This window comes from Anaerobutyricum soehngenii (genome assembly GCF_009697165.1).
Lineage (GTDB): Bacteria > Bacillota > Clostridia > Lachnospirales > Lachnospiraceae > Anaerobutyricum > Anaerobutyricum soehngenii.
Genome location: NZ_VULP01000011.1, coordinates 56,713 through 77,897, shown reverse-complemented (window position 1 = coordinate 77,897; position 21,185 = coordinate 56,713). Strand labels below are relative to the sequence as shown.

Sequence of the window (21,185 nt, the reverse complement as noted above, 5' to 3'; positions counted from 1 at the left end):
CATTCTATTCCATAAACTTCGCCAGCACTGTCAGATTATAATCCGATACTAACATTCCGTTCATGATAAGAGAATACTTCAACTGTAATTTAAAATGTGCATCTCCATGCAGCACCCGGATCTTCTTTGTGTCAGATACCAGTTCCATCGGTCCTGCCGGTGACTGATAAATACAGTTTTTATTATGTTGCGTATCAAATACAAGAACGGAATTAAAATTGCCTGCACCTGTTTTACGAAGTTCCACGCTGCCAGGTGAAATAGTGAGGCGGTTTTTAATAACCGCCCCTTCTTCTGTCCGTTCTGAATAAAAAATGTAATGAACATCGTTTTTATAAATATAACTTCCTTCAGTAACCAGAGTCACAGGTTCTTCCTGATCAAAACCTTTCTGAATTCCGGTTATCGTCAGCCAGACCTTTCTTGCCATAATCGTATCCCTTTATACGTCGTATCTGTTCATAGCAAGATCGATCAGCTTCTGAACAAGAGCCTTCTTATTCAGTCCTCTTGCTTCCCAAAGCATTGGATACATACTGATTGCTGTAAATCCCGGAAGAGTATTAATCTCATTAAATACTACTTCATTCGTATCCTTTGTAAGGAAGAAATCTACTCTGGATAATCCAGAGCAATCTAATGCTTTAAAGATAGCTACCGCATCTTTACGAATCTCTTCTGCCTTTCCTTCTGGAAGCTCAGGATCTACAACTGTTCTTGATTCCTCGTTATTATACTTCGCATCATAGCTGTAGAATTCTTCTGCAGATAATACTTCGCCAACACCGGAAGCCTTTGGTTCATTCATTCCAAGAACACCACACTCAATCTCCCGTCCTACGATTGTCTCCTCTACTAAGATCTTAGAATCATGCTTTGCTGCAAGATGTAATGCAGTAACGAGTTCTTCTCTGTTCTCTGCCTTGCTGACTCCCTGCGAAGAACCGGCTTTAGAAGGCTTTACGAAAACAGGATATGGAACTCCTGATTCCACTCTTGCTACAACTTCATCCATGTTGGAAAGCTCATGTCTTCTTACACCGACAAACTTTGCCTGGCGTACTCCAATTGCATCTACGATTACCTTAGTATAAAACTTATCCATAGAGCAGGCAGAAGCTAAAACACCACAGCCTACATATGGAATCGCTGCTAACTCTAAAAGTCCCTGCACTGTTCCGTCTTCTCCGTTCATACCATGAAGAACCGGGAACACAACATCAATAGAAATACGTTCTGTCTTACCTCCTCTTTCTAAAAGGAGTTCCTTACTTCCGGTATCCGGACAAATGTAAGCACTCGTCTTGCTGTTCACCCAGGAACCATCTTCAAGATGAGCCATTGTGTCGATCAGCTTCCACTGTCCATCCTTTGTGATTCCTACCATGATCACACTATATCTGTCTTTATCAATACTTTCAATTACTGTTTTTGCTGAAATAAGAGAAACATCATGTTCTGATGACTTTCCTCCCATAAGAACTACTATATTTTTATTAGCCAAAATTATTCACCCTTTCAAAAAGCTCTTTTTAAATTCACTTCACGCCTTATTCTAGCACATCAAAAAGCTTTTGAATACTTAATTTTAAAAATATATGCACTTATCCAAGTACATATCACATCTTTATCTAGCATCACAAAAGGTGTCTGCAGTTATCCTGCAGGCACCTTTTTCTAACCTTCTGTATAGTCTAATTCCAATACCATCCATATGCATTATAGAAATTCTTTATATCTTTATCGGAAATAGAGTTAACTAAATCATTGATATAGTTGTAAGTCTGTGGACGCTGGCTCTTTAATGCAGAAGCATTCTCTGTATAATCACAGAAAGATTCTGCAAAGTACTCGCTTGCAGTCTGTGTTACATAGGATTTATTATTACCAACATATGCTCCCTTTTCTGCATTATAAATACTAGCAAATTCAGATTTCTTATCTGCTCTTCCCTTTAAGGTTGCTACGAAATGACCCAACTCGTGAAGTAAATAAGACGACTGACCTCTCTTTAACTGAATATTATGATTCTGTACACTAAATACACCAGTTGTTGCTAATTCCGGGTCAACATTAAACTCAAACCCTAAAGTATTAAATGCATCATACACTCGGGAATCCACATGTCCCTTAATATCACTAAACTTAGAAATCGCATATCCTGTTGTTGCGGCTGCTACGTTATTAAAATTAGAAGTAGCTCCAACGTCTGTCTTTGTTGTCTTAACTGTTGTTACTACGGTTGTCTTAACTGTCTGTACTTTGGATTTCTTCTTTGTACTTGTCTTTTGCGTTGTCCGAACTGTTGTCTCTGTTACGGTCTGAACAGAAACTCCTCTCCTCGTAGATTTTTTTCTAGAAGTTTTCTTTTTTGTTGTTGTTTTTGTCTTCTTCGCTGCTTTTTTTAACTTCTTCTTCTTTGTTGTTGTCTTCTTAGAAGTCTTAACTGTAACCTTAGGGGCCTGTCCAAGTGGAACCTCTTCTTCACCTGCTACAATCTCATCAGATCCTGTATCCGGCATTGTATCTGTTATATCTGCAAATGTCTTACCTGTCCCGCCGTTACCGGTATAAAAAATAATACCTGTACATAAGATCAGCGCCATAACAAGATAAGCTGCTGAAATCACAAATGATTTATTATCCATTTTTCTCATAAAAATCCTCCCTTTCTGATAACATGTACTCTCAAGTACATATATGCGAGCTACACAGTAACAACGTTACTTTTTTGTGTAGCTCGGCAATATGCCGTAAGCTACATCTCAAAATCTACTACAAGGACAGCTGTATTAAAGATTCTGAGAGCAGGTATAAATGCCTTATTTATGGCTTTATCAAATGTTACGAGTTTTCTATGAGAATTGCGGGGATGAGGACTATATGTCCTCGTATTCAAAAAGCCGCCTATATCTCTAGCAGATATACGCGGCCGCCCATAATATTCGATAATATGATCCATACGCATTAAATACGGCAACCGGCTGTCATAGGCTATGCCCTTAGACCCTTGGCTTTGCGTCCCCTGCTTTCGCAAGGTTTGCCCACTAGAATATATTAGTTTGCATCTTTATAATAGCATAACGTCTGTATAACGTCAATGAATTTTCGACAAAAATTACCAAAAAATTATTTTATTTATTTTGTTACAACAATACTAATATTATTTCTTTTTATTTTAAAAGTGTCTTCACCATTAACTCCGGAGCTGCCGCATAATCTAATGCCACTTCCTGAGTTATTTTTCCTTCTTTATATAGTTTTGTAATGTAAGAGTCCATTGAGAACATTTTCTCCTGGCTTGAAGATGCGATCAGTCCATCAATCTGATGTACTTTATTCTCTCTGATCATGTTTTTAATCGCACGATTTATAGTCATAAGTTCAAATGCCGGGATAAGCTTTCCCTCTTTATCCGGTAATAACTGTTGGGAGACAACGGCATTTAATACAGAGGCAAGCTGTACAATCACCTGTCTTTGCTGGTTCGCAGGGAACACATCAATAATTCGGTCTACTGCATTTGCCGCACCAAGCGTATGCAAAGTGGAAAAGACAAGGTGCCCGGTTTCTGCTGCTGTCATTGCGATATTAATTGTTTCATAATCACGCATTTCTCCAAGAAGAATCACATCCGGACTCTGGCGCAGTGAGGCACGGAGCGCCACTTTATAACTTTCTGTATCAGAACTCACCTCGCGCTGACTTACAATGCTCTTTTTGTGACGGTGGAGGAATTCCAGCGGATCTTCTAATGTAATAATATGTTCTTCCCTCGTACTGTTAATCTGATCGATCAGGCAGGCAAGCGTTGTGGACTTTCCGCTTCCTGCAGAACCAGTCACAAGTACAAGTCCTTTTCTGTATTCTGCCAGCTGCATGATCTGGGATGGAATACTAAGTTCTTCCGGATTCGGTAACTGAAATGCTATAAGACGGATTACGGCTGCCAGAGAACCTCTCTGACGATATGTAGATACGCGGAATCTTCCCAGATTCGATATGGAGAAAGAGAAATCGTCATCTCCTGCCGTCTCTAATGTTTCTATCTTTCTTTCCTCCGCAATCGAATAAATATCTTCAATCAGTTTCTTTGTATCCTCCGGCATCAGCCGTTCTCCGATTCTGACCATCTTTCGGTTAATCTTATAAGTAAGGGGCAGACCTGCTACAATAAATAAATCTGATGCGCCCTTTTCTGTTGCTTCCTGCAAATATTCCTGGATTCCCATTCTACCTTTTCCTCCCAATATAATGTATTCAAGAATGTCCCGGTATTCTTGCTGCATTCAAAAATGCCTCGGCATTATTCTATACTTTTCATTACGTCAAGCGATTCATCTGCCTGCCAGTCTTCTGGTGAACAAAGCTGCCATTTTTTTATATAATACTGCGGCACTATGCCTGTCTTATCCAGATGCAGCGTAACAACAAGCTGCTGTCTTTTTGAAACACTTTCTATAATATTTATTTCCGGCAATATCACAAGTTTTTGTTTCACCGTCTTTTGTGCCGTTCTATTTTTTCCTATTTCTTTTTGTCCTATTTCTTTTTGTTTTGCTGTTTTTTTCTGTGTCCACTGTTTCTCAAGTTCTGTATTCTTCTGTGCAAGCTGTTCCTGCACTTTATTCACCGCTTTATAGTACTGCGTTGTATGCGCCGCCGTCTTCTTCGTAAGTGCATAATCCGATAATGCATTTTGTAAGGATAACACAGCAAATGCCGCCAGACATACATTCATAAAGATTAAGATGATTAATGAAATACCAAGATTCATTACAGGGATCTCCCGCTTTTTCATTATTTCATCCCCTCCTTCTGTGTCGATGCAGCATGCTTTGTATTATCCTTTGGTACATAAATGCTCAGATTCAAATGATAAATTTCGTCTTTCTGTGCTTTTTTTACTTTCTTTCCGGAATATACAGCAATCTTTATCTTTTTTAAATCTGTTTTTTTACTATCGGAGTTATGGCCAGTCTTAGGCTCTGCCTCTTTCTTCTTTACATCAGTTTCCGATACTTCCAGCCAATATGCCATATCCTTTTTCTCACACTGTTTCCAGTCTTTATCATAATAAACATATCGATGATAAAGAGAATTTATGTCCCCTTCTAAAATTTCTGCCATAGAAGAGGCTTCCTGCTGTGCCTGATACAGATTCCTTGCTTTCTGGCTGAGCTCATGAGACTTTGCAAAAAAACGGATACAGATTCCTGCGGTACATGAAAAGAATAAAATGCATATCATTAATTCAATTAAAAACAATCCGGACTTTGAATGTCTTACTCTTCTCATCGCTCATCTTCCCCATAAATCCTTGCATAAACTAATTCTTCCTGACCGCTTCCACTAAGATGAATTCGGAGCAGATCCTCCTTTTGTTTTATAACAGAAAATGTATCTGCACTCACTAATTCCTGTCCACTTTCCCATTCGATTCCCCGCTCTTTTTTTGTAAAAAGTTCTCGCAGCTTTCCTTTATATAAATAAATGTACGTCACATATCCTGTATTCTCCGGCTCATACAGCGCCAGCACTGTCTGGTTATGCTCTGTTAAAACTTCTACCTGTGAACTGCTGCTGTATTCTCTGATCTTTTCCTGCACATAAGCAACCGCTGTTCTTACTGTATAATTCTGCTTCAATCCATCCGCTGTTTTCTGATAAATATGTGCGCCCGAAAGAACCAGGGAGACTGCACAAAATCCAAAAAAAACAATAAAAATCAGCGGAAAGATCATATCAATCGTATGTATTTGCTTTTGTCTGTTATTCATCTAATAAAATCACCTGTACTTCCGGTCGGATATTTTTTGCAACAACTTCATAGCTTACTTTATACTTTTTCTCATTCCATGTGATTCCGTAATGCTTCTTTAAATATGTAAGAGACTCCGGATAGGCACCTTCCACTGAATAACAGTGGACAGCAGACTGGATTACCGCATTTTGAAGACTTTCCTGTTCCTTTTGTGCGGTTTCTTTTGTCACTGACGATACCCCAAAAAGCAGCATCCCAATCATCAGAATAAATACACAGATTGGAACAATAAGCTCTGTTCGAATAAAACCTGTATTATTTTTCTTTTTTATATTCTCTCCTGTTCCATTCTTCATTTCACATTCTCCATCGTATATTTTGACATTTCATTATCCAATCACAGAAAGAATTCCCATAAGCGGCATCATTACCGATAAAAGTAAGGCACCCACAAGAATGGATAAAATAATTACCATTGTAGGCTCAATTACTGAGACAAAATTTTGAATTTCTGCTGTTACTTCCTCATCTACCTGTACCGCGATCTTAGAAAGTGCCTGATCTGCCTCCCCAGTTCTTTCTGCAATCATGATCATCCTTGCATGGAGGGGCGAATAAATCTGTGTTTCTTTTATTACTTTTGAAAAAGATTCTCCTTCAAACATCTTTTCTTTGCTGTCTAAAAGTTTCTTCTTCGTCTCCTCATCCCCGTCCACAAGCGCTGCCGCCATATCAAATGCTCTTCCATAATCCATTCCACTCTGTAATGCCATAGAAAGTGCAGAAGATATTCTGGCACTGTTTAATCTTTTTACGATAGATTTACTTGAAAAGAACCGTCCTGTTAGTCTGCGCAAAACAGTATTTCCCTTTATCGTCTTTAAAAGCCACCACACGCCTGCCGCAAAAATGCAGATGAACACCGCCGGAATGACCCAATACTGCTTTAATACTTCCCCGGCTTTTAAAAGCACTGCCGCCGGTCCTGTAATCTGACTTCCTAACTGCTCATACACCTGATTAAATACCGGCATAACTTTTACGATCATTACAAGCATAATTGTAAGCAGCATACATAAAATCATTAGCGGATAGGAAATCGCACTCCGGATATCCTGCATTGTATTTTCTTCACGCTCATAATAAGCTGCCAGACCTTTCATCGTCACGTCAAGATTCCCTGTGTCTTCTCCAAGCTTTGTCATCTGAATCACATAATCTGGAAAAACTCCTGCCCTTTGTAGTGCTTCATAAAAAATGCCTGTTTCTTCAAGACAGGTTCTTATATCTGCATATATTTTCTTATATTCTGTATTCTGCGGTTCAACATCCGCTTCCATAATCGAAATACCTTCTAACATGGATAAGCCGGATTCAAGAATCATCCCACTCTGCTCGCAAAACACAGCAATCTCATTATTTGATAACATTTTCTGTCCCCTTATATCTCTCCCCTGTTAATTATGATTCCGAAATCATTTGCAAAAGCAAAAATTCCTAATGAATATACTGTACGTTGTAATTTGAAGAATCCGTAATGAAATCCTTTATTCCATCTCCACCATCAGCCGCAAAGGTAGGATCCATCATCGTCCAGCTCTTTCCGTCAAACTGAATCACATTATCTACCCATCCCTGTTCTTCAAGATAGGTACTGATCCAGGCATGATAAATATTCGTTGCATATCCGATATCAAGATGAGTCGGAATTCCGGATGAACGAAGCATTGCCGTCATCAGGGCAGCATAATCAAAACAGATTCCTTTCTTCGTCTTCAATGTCTCATCGACATTCGGCAAATATCCACTCTTTACCGTCTCTGCCTTCTCTTCATCATACACTATATTCTTTATAACATACTCATACACTTCCTGCACTGCCTCTAACTCTGTCTTTCCCTTTGTCAGCTTCTTTGCAAGCATAACAGCCTTCGTATCCTCATTAAAATTCACATATTGATTCGAATACAAAAATGGTAAAACTTCATTTGCAAGCACTACATCCACTGTCTTCGTAAAAACAAGGGCATACCGGTTATCTCCCACATTTTCATAAGCAGATACTGCATAATTCCCGTTACCTGCTGTAAGCGGAAGTGCATTGTAGTGACCATCCGGCTCAAAATAATATCGGTACGGGATATTATCGCTTCCTTCTACCTGCACCATTAATTTATCTGCACTGCCTTTGTATGCTACCATAAAGTATCCCTGGTCCGTATGAGACAGATCAAGCGATACTCCCTCTTGTTTCTCTGTCACCTTCCCATTCGCCTGCGGAAGAAAAAGATTCCCTTTATGATAATAATTCGGTATATCGACAGTCCCCTGCACTTCAAGCTGTACTTCTGTCTTTTGTTCTTCTGCCTTTCGCTCTGCTGGCCGGTCAGAGCCGGATGCTCCGCAGCCCACAAGGCAAAATACCAATAAAAAAATACTTCCCCTCTTTAAAAAACGGAAAAAGTATTGTTCTCTATGCTTCATTTCTATTTTACCGTCCTCTATCTTACCGTCTTGTAACAAACTTCCTTACAATTATACTCTACTTTGCAAAAAGTTCCAAGAACTATTACCCAGAATAATAAAGTTAATCCGTTGCCTCAAATCTCAAATTTATGTCTATACTTTACCTATGAACAAGTTAAATAATACGAACAAATTAAATAAAATAACATTTTCTATCAGCATCATTATATTTTTATTATTCAGCTGCGGCATACTGTGTCAGACTTATATAGAAAAAAACTGTTTACTCTATGATAATTCCCTGCGGTTCCATGTACGTGCAGATTCTGATGAAAAGGAGGCTCAGGAAAGAAAACTGATCGTGCGGGATGCCATCCTGCAATATGTAAAAACAGATGTGGAACAGGCACACTCTGCCGGGGAATTAAAACAAACTCTTGCTAAAAAAACAAAACAGATTGCCCGGATTGCTGCAAAAGCTGCTGATGGTAAACCGATCCAGGTCTATTTTACACAAGAAAGATTTCCAATACGACATTATGGAGCTGCCATCTTCCCCGCCGGGGAATACCAAGCGTTACGTATAGATATCGGCAAAGCGCAGGGACATAACTGGTGGTGCGCTTTCTATCCAAAACTATGTTATATCCCAGAAAAAAAAGTGAATCTTTTCCATGTATTTTATAATTTCATTCATTAGGTGACCTGCTGATGTGGCAGGCCGCCTTTTTTATTTTTTTATTTTTTATCTATCAATACAATTTTTCCATCTTCTATTACAATCTGATGCAGTATGCTTTTTCCCGGGGATTGTTCTGTGTGCCGTAGGTAATCAATTGGAGTTTCGCAGATTTTTTCTGTATTATTTTTTTGATCAGATTTTATTTTTTGCTGTTTTTTGCTTTGTTTTATAAGAAGACTTACTTCCTGACCGGCTGCTCCTTTTGGAATATTTTTTACTTTGTAAAGCTTGTCGGGAGGTGGTGAACTTGCGACAAGAAAAACATTCGGTGATTTCTGCCAGTCACCGTCCCATTCTTCTAATAGACGCATGCAAGCCTCTTTATTTTCTGCCATTTCCGGGCTGAAAAAAATAGTATAAATATGGTTCCACTCTATTTCTCCCGGAATGATCCGAAGATATTTTTCTTCTAATTCTTTTAAGGTTTTTGCTTTTATCTTTGTAATCTGACAGGGAATTTCCTCGTCTCGTTCTTCCATCTTATTTAAGTCTGCTCTTGCCACCTGAAACGCATATCCGTTTTCTTCGCCCGATAATCTGTCCACATACAGGGATAAAACATAGCTTTTTTCTTCTATATCCGTCAGGTGCCGGCAGCCAGTTAAGGAAAAAGAACTCCCAAGGACAAAAAGAATTGTAAAGAGATATAAAATCGGTTCTTTTTTCTTTATTTTATCCTCTGTTTCCGTACTCTTTCCCAGCTTCTTGTTTTTTGTATTTTTTCTGCCGGCAATATATACAAAAACTGGTAACAGCAATGCAAGCGGAACATCCACAAATATTTTATATTTCAGATAGGAATTCCACAAATATGGTTGTTTTTCCACAAGACAGGCTAAAAAAAGAAGACAAAGTATGCTTATTCCTGTCACGATCGTTTCTTTTAGGATTGGTTCTTTTGCGTTTGTTTTCTTCAAGGTTGCTTTTTTCAGGATAGCTTCTTTTGATTTTTTTAATAAAAGCTGTTCTAACATCTTTTTTCCATAATAAAGATATCCGCTGATCACTGCCATCATACACAGAACCCAGACTATGGCGGGAAGAATATCAAAGCGTTCAAGGAATCCGCCTGACATCCGAATCAGCTGCATCATTTTTATTACCGGCCACGCTGACTGTGTAGTAAGTGTTTTTCCTAACGTCCGTACTGCAAGAAAAATAAGCAATACATTACAAAAGAAAACACCAAAAGCTGCTGTAATAATGCTTCTTTTTGTTTTTTGTTTTGTTTTGGGTGCCGGTTTTAAAAATAAAAGGAATTCTATCGGACTGCCACATACGAAAAGAATATATCCGTTTCGCAGGCTTTGTATCGCGGTATCTGAAAAAATATCCCGCCAGACTTCTTTTATGGTTCCCGGCTGTATTGATGTTTCAATGCCCACAAAGGATAAGAAAACTGCAATACCATACGACACAAAAATCCATGGAAATATGAGTTCTAAAAAGCGGGCTCTTTTTTGCAGATTCGTATTCAGCGTATACCAGAGAAGAAGCGCCGCCGGAAACAGTATAAAAAGGAAACTGTTTTTCGGCATATATACTGTCTGTATCGTTTCTCCAAAAAAGTAAAAGAGGGCTACCACATTTATAGCGAATCGAATAAAATAGATACTCTGTATTGATTTTGGAAGGATTTCTGTATAACTTTTTGCATTTTCAGAAAACTGCTCCTGTATCTTTTCAGAGAGAATATAAAATACAACTGTTGCAATGATTAAAAAAATCCCGTAAAAAAGCACCGCCACACCGCCGGACTGTCCATTATAACAGGCAAGGGCAGGAACGGACAGCGCCCCCGCCCCAAACATTTCTATAAAAAGCATCCGCCGCAGCTGTCTTGGCGAAACCTTGTTTTCTGCTGTCATCATCTGCCCTCCTTTTTCCGAATCCGCCGTCCTTCCCTGGTAAATACCGGGCGTTTTAACATATAGGCAAATGGATAGCGAACATAATCGTCTTTTTTCTCGTCATAATTTAAATTCTCCCCACAGACAGATGGCAACATATACGGAACACCAAAGGATTCTAACTGTGATAAATGAAAGAGTAATGCAGCAAAGGTGAGCAAAAATCCATAGATTCCCCAGATTGCCCCTGTGAAAATAAAAAGAAATTTCAGCAGACGAAAAACGGACCCGAACGATTCATTTGGCACGATAAAGGAGGCAATTGCTGTAAAGGAAACAACGATGACGACAATCGTACTTACGATTCCCGCTTCGACTGCCGCCTGCCCGACAATGAGTCCTCCGACAATGCCAATCGTTCCTCCAAGCTGCCCCGGCAGATGAATCCCGGCTTCTTTTAGCAGCTCAAATTGAAATTCCATCAGCAGGACTTCTAAGGCAACAGGAATCACGATTCCTGTGCGTGCCACAGCAACCGATAATAAAAAAGAGGCCGGAAGCATTTCTGTATGAAAAGCAGCAATCGCCACATAAAGACCTGGAAATCCTATGGCAAACAGTGATGCAGCAAAGCGCAGTACTCTGGCAAAAGATGCTACTTCAAATCGTGTGTAATAATCGTCTCCCGCCTGAAAAAACATCTGATATGTTGCTGGCAGAATCAAAACACCCGGAGAATTGTCCACTGCAAGAACGATCCGCCCTTCTAATAATCCACTTGCTGCTTTATCCGGGCGCTCCGTATGCTGGAACTGTGGAAACGGACTCCATGCATTTTCTTCAAGAAGCTGCTCCACCATTCCCCCGTCAAAAATACCGTCAAAGCTTATATTTTTCACTTTTTCCCGTATCTTTTCAAGAAGCTCCGGCCGGACAAGATCTTCCATATATATAATCGCAAGGTCTGTTTTCGAACGTTCTCCTGTCATCGTATGTTCCATCTTCAGGCGTGGATCACGAATCCTCCTTCTTATCAGCGCTGTATTTATCCGCATATTCTCCGTAAAACTATCTTTCGGTCCCCGAATTACCATCTCCTGCTGCGTTTCCCCGACACCTCTTGATGGATATTTTTTCGTTGATAATATAATTGCTTTTTTGCAGCCTTCTAATAAAAGGAGGGTATTACCGGATAAAATATCTGTCAAAATATTTTCAAAAGTTTCGTCTTCTTTCCAATCCACCGTTTCCATCACATGATTTTCTATATAAGAAAGCAGCTCCCTCCCGCTTATTTTCTCTTCCCATTTCTGTTTAAGAAGCGGACGAATCACAAAATCTTCTACCATATCCGCATCCGTCATGCCATCTACATAAATTGCCGCCGCCCGGCAAAAATCCGCAATACAAAACGGATTCTTCACGATATCACCACTTCGTTCAAACACCGCTTCTAGAAAAGCATAATCTTTATCAAAATCCCCTGTGAGACCCCCTTTTATTTTCTGATCCCGGCCATATACTATCTTCACATTTCTCCCTCTTTTCCTGCTTATTTTGTATACAACTCCTTAAGCATCTTTTACAAAAATACCTTGTTAGTATTGAGAAATTTTTTCTTTTTTATACCAGCGTTTCTTTCTTGATTTTTCGTTAAAATGCGTTATAATAATTGTATACAAGATACAGAGGAGGTACAATTTTTATGACTCAGCCCTTACAGTTGAAAGCATATGCAAAGGTGAATCTGGGACTGGACGTATTAAGAAGGCGGGAAGACGGTTACCACGAGGTTAGAATGATCATGCAGACAGTGAAACTTTTTGACCTCATTACTTTACAAAAGAATACATGCGGACAGATTCGGCTTTCCTCGAATCTGCCTTACCTCCCTCTCAATGAAAAGAATCTTGTCTACCGGGCGATTAACACGATTCGGACTGCGTATAATATTCCAGACGGTGTCGATGCCACAATCGAGAAACATATCCCTGTTGCAGCAGGAATGGCCGGCGGAAGTACAGACGCAGCCGCAGCGCTGGTAGGCATGAATCAGCTTTTTTCTTTGGGAATCACACAGGAGGAACTTATAAAGCATGGACTGACCCTCGGTGCTGACATCCCATTTTGCATTATGAGAGGAACCGCACTTTCTGAAGGAATCGGAGAGATTTTAACACCACTCCCTTCTATTCCGGCATGCTGGTTTTTAATTGTGAAGCCAACCTTTTCCATGTCTACAAAGTTTGTTTATGAGAATCTTCATCTCGATGAACAGATGAAACATCCAGACATTGATGGCATGATCCAGGCGATTAATCACAACGATCTTACCGGTATCACTTACCGCATGGGTAATGTATTGGAGCAGGTTACACAAAAACATTATCCGGCAATTATACAGATTAAAGAAAATATGAGACGGCTTGGCGCACTTGGTGCACTTATGAGTGGAAGCGGTTCCACTGTATTCGGTATCTTTACTTCAAGAGAAGCCGCCGGAAAGGCCGCTGAATTCTTCCGCAAAGATCCGGGAATTAAACAGACTGCCGTTGTCCGTCCATTCAGCAAGGACCTTCCACAGTCCAAGCCTCATAAAAACCATAAGCATTTTACAAATTCTACAAAGAAATATCATTCGGCAACACAAAGAGAAAAATATTCAGGAAAAAGGGGAAGGAGAAATACTCATGAAGGACACAAATCTTAATGTAAATGAATATCTGCCACTTCGCGACGTTGTATTTAACACACTACGCCAGGCTATTATTACCGGTGAATTCGCACCGGGCGAACGCCTCATGGAAATCTCTCTTGCCAATCGTCTTGGCGTAAGCCGTACTCCGGTAAGAGAAGCCATCCGTAAGTTAGAACTCGAAGGTCTTGTTATCATGATTCCAAGAAAGGGCGCTCAGGTAGCTAAAATCACAGAAAAGAATCTCCGCGATGTCATCGAGATCCGTACAGTACTTGAAGAGTTTGCTACTGTACTCGCCTGCGAACGAATCACACAGGATGGGGTTATAAAGCTACGTCAGGCACACGAAGACTTCATTCATGCCGTAGAAAAAGGAGATATTCTCGATATCGCCAACAAAGATGAAACATTCCACGATACTATTTTCCAGGCGACCAACAATGACCGACTGATTTCTATCATCAATAACCTGCGTGAACAGTTCTATCGCTATCGTATGGAGTATGTAAAGGATATCCGCCAGCGCTCCAATCTCGTAGAAGAGCACCGCGAATTACTCGATGCTATCTCTACCAGAGACACCGTAAAAGCAAAGCAGCTGATGAGGGCGCATATCCTCAAACAACAGCAGGAAGTAATTAACAATATTCAGGAAGCATAGCTAAAAAAAGTTATTATGTAAAAATGCGCCTTTGAGCCTGCACTCCAAATCCTTCATGTGATTTCATTCGCTGAATGAACAGAAAATAAAAAAAGAGCAGATGGCAGATGTAATGTCGGAGTGAGGAGAGTGATACCCAATCCTTCTTCCCGATTTAATTTCATGCCCCCAATAAGCAGAACTCAAAAAAAGTTATTATGTAAAAATGCGCCTTTGAGCAAATGATGAATGCAACTGAGCATTCATCATGCAGTGATACGAAGCAGTTTTTACATAATAACTTTTTTGAGTTCGTCTGTTTACAACTTTGAAATTAAATCACCAAATTCTCCATTTCTTTCAGCAAAAATATTTTCTGCCCGCTTTCGAGTGGTTCTGTCAGATTTTCATTATATTGTTTCATTTTTTCGATTGTTGTTCCGTAATGTTTTGCAATATTCCAGAGGGTATCGCCTTCTTTTACGATATAGCCGGTAATGGATGGGATTTTAGAGATTTCTTCTTCTGTGTATGGAATTTCCTCTACCTCATCGATCATGTACATTGTCTGTGGTGAGAATCCGGTGACATAAATTCCGGCAACTGCGCGGATTTCTAATTCGTTGCTGTCTACGACGTAACCGCCGATCTGTTCTAATACTCCCCGGATTTCGCAGCGGTCGGATTCCATTACTTCGGGGATTTCTACTAGATATTCAAATGGTATCACAACTTCTTTTGACTGTATCGGAACGGTATCGTCTCCTGCTATGTAAAGCACGTTGCAGAATATGAGTCCTTCGGTGGCAATGCCCTGTTTCGCAAAATGAAAGTCTTCGATCCGTACATTTCCTTCTACATTAAGGACTTGTAATAATTTATGAATTTCTCCTGTTGCCGCTTCTACCCGCTGGCTTACTTTTGTTTTTGCATTGTTCTGGAAAATGAGGTTTTCAAACTGAATTGGGCTGGTTTTTAATTTTAATTTCCGATTATTTGCATACATATCTTTGAGAAGCGGCATTTTAAATTCGTGATATGCTTTCAAATCAAGATCTAAAACGACTTCCATTTCTATATCGCGTGGTTCTCCGTCAATATCCGGCTTGATCGTCACCTGATGGTTTCCAAGAAGAACGGCAATATTTCCTATAAGATTTTCCTGGCTGTCTGCACATTCTAATTCGTTAGTAAATGGGATTTCCCAGTCATAATACTGTACTGGTTCTTTTCCTTCTTCTGCCTGATACAGAACAAAGAGAAAAACGCTTCCCCGAATCGCGAGTTTGTTTTCTAACATTCGGATATCCACATCTCGAAGCTGAGTCGAATTCCACAGAATTTCCCGGATATTTGGCTTGCCTGCCGGGAGGCTGACCGTTGCTTTAATCCGCTGAATGTCTTTTTTATTCATGATAATTTCTGTCATGGAAGGAGATTCATACAGGCACTGGACATTTTCCTTTTTTTCGATTCCCGTTGTACATTCGACAAATTTCATTTCGGAGATGGCAATGTGAAAATATATAACGGAACGGACACCGCATTTTCTGGAATTGATAATGGAGATTGTCAGGTCTTCAAGATCTGCTGTTACTTTGGCGATATCGCTGCTCTCTGCGCCTTCTACATTCATAAATTCTTCAATGGCAAAGTCATGTTCCATGCAGGAAATCTGCTGCTCCGGATCTGTGCTTAGATACAGTATCTGCACGAGGAAGTTTCCCCGCAGGCGCAGACGATCTGTTAACACCTCAATTTCATCAATATGTACTTCTCCCCTGCTCTCGATAATTTTCTCCACATCTGGCCGGGTATCCGGCACGTTCATATCTTCGTCCAGTGTAATCTGCACATTTTTTTCTAATTTTAAAATACCGGAACGAACTGCTTTTTTCTCTACCTTCATAATACATCCTCCACCCTGCATAACGATTTTTGTGCACGGACATACTTTGCCCTGCTTATTGTCTTTGCTATTAATATATGTTTTCTTCGGCTGATTTATGATTCCGTCTCTGCCAATTCATTTTTCAGGATTCTATACGGCATAACTGTTCTGTCCGTTCACACCGGACAACTAAAAAAGGACAGGTTCGTGTTTCTATGATTTCTTCTCCCGCCGATGGTCCGATCAGCTGTGTCTTAAGATAGAGCTGTTCTTTATCTTTCCAACATTCTTCAATGCGAATGCTGTAACCACTGTATGGCTTTTCACCATAACAGACTACCAGATAGGTATATTTTGAATTTTTATATGCAAATGTTCCCGGACGATTTTTCCGGTCTTCTATTATTTTCTGCAGACGGTGCGGCATGTTTTTTTCCTCACAGATCTCGTAACTTACTTCCTGCCCCTGGTTTTTATTTCCCAGCTTACTGATGTGAAAATTGTTTTGAGGAAAGATGGGCGTACAGGCAGTGATATAGATGCCTGATATCATTATCCATATGAAAAAAAGTACGATACGATATGTCTGATTTCTTGCATTGTAAACCATATCAATACTTCCAAACATCAATGTTATTTTATTTATATGCGCCTGCTGATAGAAATTTACTTCCTTATTTTCGTCCGCCCAATTATATGTTATAATCATAACAATAGCGAGGATAAAACTTTTTTGAGAGGAGGGGGATTGCCCCATGCATATTTCTATTCCAAAACATGCCTCTGATATTATAAAGACGCTTTCTTCCCATGGTTATGAAGCCTTTGTTGTTGGTGGCTGTGTAAGGGATTCTATTCTTGGCAAAGAGCCGGCAGACTGGGATATTACAACTTCCGCTCTGCCGGAACAGGTGAAGGCTTTGTTTCCAAGAACAATCGATACAGGTTTAAAACATGGTACAGTTACGATTATGATGGATAAGATTGGATATGAAGTGACGACTTACCGGATTGACGGAACATATGAGGATCACCGCCGTCCGAATGATGTGACTTTTACTTCCAGCTTAAGAGAAGATCTGATGCGTCGTGACTTTACGATTAATGCAATGGCATATAATGAAGAGAAGGGTCTTGTGGATTTATTTGGTGGCATTCAGGATCTGAATGACCGTATCATCCGCTGTGTCGGCAATCCAACAGAGCGATTTGATGAGGATGCGCTGCGAATGTTTCGTGCGGTTCGTTTTGCGGGACAGTTGAATTTTAATATTGAAAAAGAAACCTTGGCTGCCATCGAAGCACAGCACGCATTTCTTAAAGATGTCAGTGCGGAACGTATTCAGATTGAACTGTTAAAGTTATTGATTTCCGGACATCCGGAAATGATTCGTGTAGCTTATGAAACCGGGCTTACAAGTGTTTTTCTGCCGGAATTTGACCGAATGATGGAAACTCCGCAGAATAATCCGCATCATATTTATTCTGTCGGTGACCATACGATTCATGCGGTAGAAACGATTGCTCCAAATCCGATTCTCCGCCTTACGATGCTGCTTCATGATATCGCAAAACCGGAGACCCGCTCTACGGATGAGAATGGAATCGATCATTTTTATGATCACAATGAAGCCGGTGCCGTACTTAGCAAGACGATTCTTCGCCGTCTTAAGTTTGATAACCAGACCACCCAGATGGTCACAACACTTATCGCGCATCATGACATCCGTTTTAATGATGCTTTAGGCACAGGACGGAAGCATGTACGCCGGGTGATTCATTCTGTAGGTGAGAATCTTTTCCCATATCTTCTTGACGTAATGGAAGCGGATATTTCTGCACAGAGTGATTTTATGCGTCTTAAAAAGCTTACTGCATTAAAGGAAACCCGTCAGGCTTATCATGAGATTCTTGCGGCAAATGACTGTCTTACTTTAAAGGATCTGAAGATTAATGGAAATCAGTTAAAGGCGCTTGGCATTTCTGAGGGAAAGATCATCGGTGCGATTCTGAATGCTTTGCTTTCACAGGTGCTGAATAATCCAGAGCTGAATGATTATGAAAAGCTTAAAGAACTTGCCTTGAAAATTTATCAGGAAGTTCAATAATTTTACACATAACATCCCTTCTTTATACATAGGATAGACCATATTTACCACTGTGTAACCCATTGTCTGTCTTATCATGTACTTTCGGAAGCTTTTTGTGCTTGCTTTTGTGAGAAGCAAGTGCAAGAAAGACTCTGAGATTACATCCTATGTTAATGGAGGGATTTTTTTGAGTGAAAAATACAAGGAATTATTAGAACAGTACGATATAAAAGTTCTGTCCACTTTTCGAAGCCGCGGAACTTTCCAGTGCGAGACAGAGCAGGGACTTGCCTTATTAAAAGAATATCATGGTTCCCTCCAAAAGCTTGCTCTGGAATACGAATGGAAGGAAAAGCTTGCCGAAGCAGGCTACGCCGCTACTGACCGGTATTTTCTCACAAAAGAAGAAAGCCTGGTCACCTATGACCGCTACCGAACCGCTTTTATTTTAAAACATTATTTTAAAGGACGGGAGTGTGACTGCCGGAATCTTTCAGATGTTGCTGCCTCCTGCCGGAATCTTGCATTTTTACATAAGGTTTCTTCCTCTATTGAAGAGATTCCTTTTGAAAATCTGAAAACAGAGTCTACCAGCCATCTCTTTGAACGAAAGAACCGGGAGCTTCGTTCGATTCGAAAGTTTATTGGTCATGTCCATGGTAAAAATGATTTTGAACTTCTTTATATGAAGTGCTTTGATTCTTTCTATGAGGAAGCTTCTTATGCGCTTTCCCGCCTTCTTAAAGTCGAACCAGAACTTGCCGATACCGGCTGTGGCGTATGTCATGGCGCATATCATTATCATAATGTGCTGATTTTACCGGATTATTCTGTCGCAACTGTAAATTTTGAATCTATGTGCTATCAGCCCTATTTACTTGACTTATATCTTTTTCTCCGGAAAACTTTAGAGAAAAATCATTATGACTATTCTTTTTTTGAGGCGGGTATTTCCGGCTATTCTATTTACCGCCGCCTTGCCGAAAAAGATTTTCTTTTCTTATATTTACTTTTTTTATATCCGGAAAAGTTCTGGAAAATATCCAATCAGTACTACAATCACAGAAAAAGCTGGATTCCGCCAAAAACGCTGGAGAAATTGCAGAAGGTTCTTGCACAGAATGAGGAACGGCATACTTTTCTAAAGCAATTTGCTTCGTTTTTAAATACTTTGGATAAAAATTTTTTATAATAAAAGTTCATTTATTCGTGAAAAGCTATAGTTGCCTGTATCCCTATAAATATGCTAAAATGTTTTAAGCATATTTTTGCATATTTTTCTGGGAGAGTGAGTGATTCGATGGGCTATATGGCTTTATACCGGAAGTGGCGTCCGAATGATTTTGATGAAGTAAGAGGACAGGATGCCATTGTCCAGACATTGAGAAATCAGATTATTTATAACCGAATAGGGCATGCCTATCTTTTTTGTGGTACACGAGGTACTGGTAAGACTTCTATTGCAAAGCTTTTTGCAAAGGCGGTAAACTGTGAGCATCCGGTCAATGGAAATCCCTGTAATGCCTGTCCTTCCTGTCAGGCAATTAACGCACAAAGTTCTCTTGATGTACTCGAAATCGATGCGGCTTCTAATAACGGTGTGGAGAATATCCGGGATATCCGGGAACAGGTACAGTATTCCCCTGTTGAGGGACGTTATAAAGTATATATTATCGATGAGGTTCATATGCTTTCTTCCGGAGCATTCAATGCTCTGCTGAAAACACTCGAAGAACCTCCTTCTTATGTTATTTTTATTCTGGCTACAACAGAAAAGCATAAGATTCCTGTTACGATTCTTTCCCGCTGCCAAAAATATGATTTTAAACGAATTTCTGTTGATACGATTACAGGTCACCTTGTATCGTTGATGGAGAAGGAACAGATTGATGCGGAAGAGAAAGCATTGCGTTACATTGCTCGCGCTGCGGATGGTTCTATGCGAGATGCATTGAGTCTTCTTGACCAGTGTATCGCATTTTATCTTGGACAGACGCTTACGTATGAGAATGTTTTAGAGGTGCTTGGCACTGCGGATACTTCTGTTTTCAGCACATTGCTTCGGAGTATTTTAAAGAAGGATTCCATGTCCGCTCTTGATATTATTGATACCATGATCACTGAAGGACGGGAGCTTTCACAGTTTCTTTCTGATTTTCTCTGGTACCTTCGCAACCTTCTTATATTAAAGGATCAAGAAGGTGCAGAAGAAAGCCTTGATATGTCAAAAGAAACGATCGCTACCTTAAAAGAGGAATGTGCCATGGTAGACACTACTGCTCTCCTGCGTTATATCCGACTGCTTTCCGAGCTATCTAACCAGATTCGAACTGCCACACAGAAGCGAGTTCTTTTAGAAGTCGGCTTTATTAAGCTTTGCCGTCCAGAAACAGAATCGGATGCCGAAAGTCTTTCCGAACGTGTCCGGCAGTTAGAGACCATGCTTGCACAGGGACTTCCTGTGATTCCTGCTGGTGGTACATGGAATAACAGTGGTATTAACCCGTCTTCTGACACAGCCATTGGAGGTGCTGCAAACGGCGGTGTATCTGCCGGTAACAGTGCGTCACAAAGTCAGGCAGCGCAGATTTCACCAGAAGAAGCGTTGGAGAAGCGTTTTTCTCCTGCGGAAGCGGAGGATTTAAAGAAAATAGCGAACCGCTGGAATGACATTGTCAATCAATCATCCATGCCTATGCAGCAGTTTCTTCGTGCGGCAAGAGTCGCTGTTGCAGACAACAGTACTATTTTACAGCTTGTTTTCTCAAACAACAGCCTTGCTAAAGAATACTTTGAGCGGGAACATCACAAAAATCTGGACCTTTTATCCGAACTTGTTGCAGAACAGACTGGAAAGGTCGTAACATTTGAATGTACGTCTGACTCCCATCAGCCGGCAGAACAATCGAACTATATTGATCTAAGCAAGATTCATCAGACGGTTATTTTTGAATAAATACTCTAAAATATTCCGTTATTCCATCGCAGATTTTGCAGTGAATTTACGCATCTTTATGTACATCTGCGTGTGATATATGAATTTA

20 protein-coding genes and 1 riboswitch are annotated in these 21,185 nt (G+C 40.1%); of the genes, 6 read left to right on the top strand and 14 right to left on the bottom strand.

Annotation, left to right across the window (positions count from 1 at the left end; genetic code table 11):
• Nucleotides 1-4: 4 nt before the first annotated feature.
• From FYJ25_RS07070 to FYJ25_RS07025, 10 genes are all read right to left on the bottom strand, one after another.
• Nucleotides 5-430 carry a YwiB family protein gene (locus tag FYJ25_RS07070; protein ID WP_096241416.1) on the bottom strand — a complete coding sequence of 142 codons (426 nt, stop codon included), beginning with the start codon at nucleotides 428-430 and terminating at the stop codon, nucleotides 5-7.
• Nucleotides 431-442: 12 nt separating this feature from the next.
• Nucleotides 443-1,504, bottom strand: a complete 1,062-nt coding sequence (locus FYJ25_RS07065) for a D-alanine--D-alanine ligase family protein (protein ID WP_096241417.1) — start codon at nucleotides 1,502-1,504, stop codon at nucleotides 443-445.
• Between the two features lie 190 nt (nucleotides 1,505-1,694).
• The gene (locus tag FYJ25_RS07060; RefSeq protein ID WP_096241418.1) at nucleotides 1,695-2,657 is read right to left on the bottom strand and encodes an anthrax toxin lethal factor-related metalloendopeptidase; all 963 of its coding nucleotides are present in this window, start codon (nucleotides 2,655-2,657) and stop codon (nucleotides 1,695-1,697) included.
• Between the two features lie 315 nt (nucleotides 2,658-2,972).
• Nucleotides 2,973-3,055: riboswitch (cyclic di-GMP riboswitch) on the bottom strand.
• 118 nt (nucleotides 3,056-3,173) lie between these two features.
• Nucleotides 3,174-4,232, bottom strand: a complete 1,059-nt coding sequence (locus tag FYJ25_RS07055) for a type IV pilus twitching motility protein PilT (RefSeq protein WP_096241419.1) — start codon at nucleotides 4,230-4,232, stop codon at nucleotides 3,174-3,176.
• A gap of 74 nt (nucleotides 4,233-4,306) precedes the next feature.
• Complete coding sequence (locus tag FYJ25_RS07050; protein WP_096241420.1) at nucleotides 4,307-4,801, bottom strand: hypothetical protein; 495 nt, start codon at nucleotides 4,799-4,801, stop codon at nucleotides 4,307-4,309.
• Nucleotides 4,801-5,298: a PulJ/GspJ family protein gene (locus FYJ25_RS07045; protein ID WP_096241421.1), complete on the bottom strand. Its 498-nt coding sequence runs from the start codon at nucleotides 5,296-5,298 to the stop codon at nucleotides 4,801-4,803. The genes FYJ25_RS07050 and FYJ25_RS07045 overlap by 1 nt, the downstream gene beginning before the upstream one ends.
• A complete protein-coding gene (locus tag FYJ25_RS07040) occupies nucleotides 5,295-5,780 on the bottom strand; it encodes a DUF4860 domain-containing protein (RefSeq protein WP_096241422.1) in 486 nt (161 codons plus the stop codon). The genes FYJ25_RS07045 and FYJ25_RS07040 overlap by 4 nt, the downstream gene beginning before the upstream one ends.
• Entirely contained in the window at nucleotides 5,773-6,120 is a 348-nt protein-coding gene (locus tag FYJ25_RS07035; protein ID WP_205677387.1) for a hypothetical protein, read from the bottom strand. Before FYJ25_RS07035 ends, FYJ25_RS07040 begins: the two co-directional genes overlap by 8 nt.
• 33 nt (nucleotides 6,121-6,153) lie before the next feature.
• Nucleotides 6,154-7,194, bottom strand: a complete 1,041-nt coding sequence (locus FYJ25_RS07030; protein ID WP_154580894.1) for a type II secretion system F family protein — start codon at nucleotides 7,192-7,194, stop codon at nucleotides 6,154-6,156.
• A 67-nt stretch (nucleotides 7,195-7,261) separates the two neighbouring features.
• Nucleotides 7,262-8,248, bottom strand: a complete 987-nt coding sequence (locus FYJ25_RS07025; protein ID WP_154580893.1) for a transglutaminase-like domain-containing protein — start codon at nucleotides 8,246-8,248, stop codon at nucleotides 7,262-7,264.
• Nucleotides 8,249-8,396: 148 nt separating this feature from the next.
• On the opposite strand from FYJ25_RS07025, the gene FYJ25_RS07020 reads away from it, so the two are divergent.
• On the top strand, nucleotides 8,397-8,930 hold the full coding sequence (locus tag FYJ25_RS07020; protein ID WP_154580892.1) for a stage II sporulation protein R: 534 nt from the start codon (nucleotides 8,397-8,399) through the stop codon (nucleotides 8,928-8,930).
• 38 nt (nucleotides 8,931-8,968) lie between these two features.
• Here the strand turns inward: FYJ25_RS07020 and FYJ25_RS07015 are convergent, their stop codons facing one another.
• Both FYJ25_RS07015 and FYJ25_RS07010 read right to left on the bottom strand, forming a co-directional pair.
• Entirely contained in the window at nucleotides 8,969-10,843 is a 1,875-nt protein-coding gene (locus tag FYJ25_RS07015) for a GerAB/ArcD/ProY family transporter (RefSeq protein WP_154580891.1), read from the bottom strand.
• Nucleotides 10,840-12,354, bottom strand: coding sequence for a spore germination protein (locus FYJ25_RS07010; protein ID WP_096241426.1), 1,515 nt, complete (start codon nucleotides 12,352-12,354; stop codon nucleotides 10,840-10,842). The genes FYJ25_RS07015 and FYJ25_RS07010 overlap by 4 nt, the downstream gene beginning before the upstream one ends.
• A gap of 173 nt (nucleotides 12,355-12,527) precedes the next feature.
• Between FYJ25_RS07010 and ispE the strand changes: the two genes are divergently transcribed.
• Together ispE and FYJ25_RS07000 are read left to right on the top strand one after the other, a co-directional pair.
• On the top strand, nucleotides 12,528-13,532 hold the full coding sequence (ispE, locus tag FYJ25_RS07005; RefSeq protein WP_154580890.1) for a 4-(cytidine 5'-diphospho)-2-C-methyl-D-erythritol kinase: 1,005 nt from the start codon (nucleotides 12,528-12,530) through the stop codon (nucleotides 13,530-13,532).
• Nucleotides 13,513-14,181 (top strand): GntR family transcriptional regulator, encoded by a 669-nt coding sequence (locus tag FYJ25_RS07000; RefSeq protein ID WP_154580889.1) that lies wholly within the window; start codon nucleotides 13,513-13,515, stop codon nucleotides 14,179-14,181. The genes ispE and FYJ25_RS07000 overlap by 20 nt, the downstream gene beginning before the upstream one ends.
• Before the next feature lie 313 nt (nucleotides 14,182-14,494).
• On the opposite strand, the gene FYJ25_RS06995 is transcribed toward FYJ25_RS07000, so the two are convergent.
• Complete coding sequence (locus tag FYJ25_RS06995; RefSeq protein WP_167513787.1) at nucleotides 14,495-16,069, bottom strand: DUF3794 and LysM peptidoglycan-binding domain-containing protein; 1,575 nt, start codon at nucleotides 16,067-16,069, stop codon at nucleotides 14,495-14,497.
• A 124-nt stretch (nucleotides 16,070-16,193) separates the two neighbouring features.
• Nucleotides 16,194-16,478, bottom strand: a complete 285-nt coding sequence (locus FYJ25_RS14395; RefSeq protein WP_157908612.1) for a protease complex subunit PrcB family protein — start codon at nucleotides 16,476-16,478, stop codon at nucleotides 16,194-16,196.
• Between the two features lie 328 nt (nucleotides 16,479-16,806).
• Here FYJ25_RS14395 and FYJ25_RS06985 point away from each other — a divergent pair, with 328 nt between their 5' ends.
• The 3 genes from FYJ25_RS06985 (at nucleotide 16,807) to dnaX (ending at nucleotide 21,097) form a co-directional block, all read left to right on the top strand.
• Nucleotides 16,807-18,159, top strand: coding sequence for a CCA tRNA nucleotidyltransferase (locus FYJ25_RS06985; protein WP_096241431.1), 1,353 nt, complete (start codon nucleotides 16,807-16,809; stop codon nucleotides 18,157-18,159).
• A gap of 169 nt (nucleotides 18,160-18,328) precedes the next feature.
• The gene (locus FYJ25_RS06980; protein ID WP_123864877.1) at nucleotides 18,329-19,333 is read left to right on the top strand and encodes a YutH/CotS family kinase-like spore coat protein; all 1,005 of its coding nucleotides are present in this window, start codon (nucleotides 18,329-18,331) and stop codon (nucleotides 19,331-19,333) included.
• Between the two features lie 108 nt (nucleotides 19,334-19,441).
• On the top strand, nucleotides 19,442-21,097 hold the full coding sequence (dnaX, locus tag FYJ25_RS06975) for a DNA polymerase III subunit gamma/tau (RefSeq protein WP_154580899.1): 1,656 nt from the start codon (nucleotides 19,442-19,444) through the stop codon (nucleotides 21,095-21,097).
• The last annotated feature ends 88 nt before the right edge of the window (nucleotides 21,098-21,185 follow it).